At 63.2% G+C, this 1,777-nt stretch carries 2 protein-coding genes; both read right to left on the bottom strand.

The genetic code is table 11. The annotated features are described in order from the left end of the window. Positions 1 to 361 precede the first annotated feature (361 nt). Positions 362 to 586: a CstA-like transporter-associated (seleno)protein gene (locus RT460_RS19480; protein WP_312366506.1), complete on the bottom strand. Its 225-nt coding sequence runs from the start codon at positions 584 to 586 to the stop codon at positions 362 to 364. Next, on the bottom strand, positions 586 to 1,777 hold a 1,192-nt coding region (locus tag RT460_RS19475), incomplete at its 5' end, for a carbon starvation CstA family protein (RefSeq protein WP_313321372.1). The genes RT460_RS19475 and RT460_RS19480, both read right to left, overlap by 1 nt.

Genomic DNA, 1,777 nt, shown 5'->3' with positions numbered 1-1,777 from the left:
ACAGCGCCTCCCGAGCAGCGCGGCTTCCATAGGTAGTGCCGAGCCATGCTCGGCATAGGCTTCACCGATAACGTCCCCTTGCCGAGCATGGCTCGGCACTACAAAAGAAAAGACGGCACCGATGGCGCCGGTTTGCACGCGGTGTCCGAACGTAGCCCGGATAAGCGCAGCGCATCCGGGGCATTCCACGAGTAGTCCGAGGTGCACAGCGCCTCCCGAGCAGCGTGGCTTCCATAGGTAGCGCCGAGCCATGCTCGGCAGGGGCTTTGCCGATAACGCCCCCTTGCCGAGCATGGCTCGGCACTACAAAAAAAAGACGGCGCCATTGGCGCCGCCTTTTCTGTTCCACCACCTGCTGATATCAGCAGCAGCGGAAGCCGCTCCTGCCGCCGAAGCGGGCTTCCTGACGTTCGCGGAAGAAGGTTTTGTAATCCATGACCTCGCGGTCGGGATGCTTCTCCTGCATGTGCCGGACATAGTTGTCGTAGTCCGGCACGCCGCAGCAAAGCCGCGCGGTCTGCACCAGACGCCGCCACGTACGGCGGAACGTCTGGTACTGGCCGACGGGGACCAGCTCGGTACCCATTACAGGTCAACCTCGTGCGGCTTCAATGCCACATAAGGCGTTTCCTTGTCGGTACGCGTCGGCGAGCGACGTGCGGCAGCGATGGTCTTGATCGAATACACCAGCACCGCAAACACCACGAACAGGAACAGCGCGGTCAGGGCGGTGTTGATGTAGTTGTTGACCATCACCTGGTGCATCTGGTCGAAGTTCTTCGACGGTGCCAGCAGCTCACCGGCGGCAATGGCGTCGCGGTACTTGTGCGCCTGGGCCAGGAAGCCCACTGCCGGGATGTCGGAGAAGATCTTGATGAAGCCGGCCGCAGTGGTGCAGATCAACAGCCAGATGGCCGGGAGCAACGGCACCCAGGCGTACTTGTCCTTCTTCATCTTGAACAGCACCACGGTGCACAGCAGCAGCGCCACGCCGGCCAGCATCTGGTTGGCGATGCCGAACAGCGGCCACAGCATGTTGATACCGCCCAGCGGGTCGGTCACGCCCTGGTACAGGAAGTAACCCCACAGCGCCACGCAGCCGCCGGTAGCGATGAAGCTGGCGACCCACGAGTCGGTGCGGCGCAGCGCCGGCACGAAATTGCCCAGCAGGTCCTGCAGCATGAAGCGGCCCGAACGGGTGCCGGCATCAACGGCGGTCAGAATGAACAGGGCTTCGAACAGGATGGCGAAGTGGTACCAGAAGGCCATCATGCCTTCGCCCGGCAGCACCGCATGCAGGATCTGCGCGATACCTACCGCAAGGGTCGGTGCACCGCCGGCGCGCGACAGGATAGTGCTTTCGCCAATCTCGGAGGCGGTGGCGGTCAACTGCTCCGGGGTGATCGCAAAGCCCCAGTTGGTCACGACCTGCGCCGCATGCACCACGTCGGTGCCGATGATGGCGGCCGGGCTGTTCATGGCGAAGTAGATGCCCGGCTCGATGATCGAAGCCGCCACCATGGCCATGATTGCCACGAACGATTCCATCAGCATGCCGCCGTAGCCGATGTAAGCGGCATGGCCTTCATTGGCCAGCAGCTTGGGCGTGGTGCCCGAGCTGATCAGCGCATGGAAGCCCGATACCGCACCGCAGGCGATGGTGATGAACAGGAACGGGAACATGCTGCCCTTCCACACCGGGCCCGTGCCGTCGGCGAACTGGGTCAGCGCCGGCATCTTCAGTTCCGGCATCACGATCAGGATGCCGATCGCCAGG

Source organism: Stenotrophomonas sp. (genome assembly GCF_032061965.1).
Taxonomy (GTDB): domain Bacteria; phylum Pseudomonadota; class Gammaproteobacteria; order Xanthomonadales; family Xanthomonadaceae; genus Stenotrophomonas.
The sequence above is the reverse complement of the archived record's forward strand: the minus strand, read 5'-3'. Positions and strand labels throughout refer to the sequence as shown.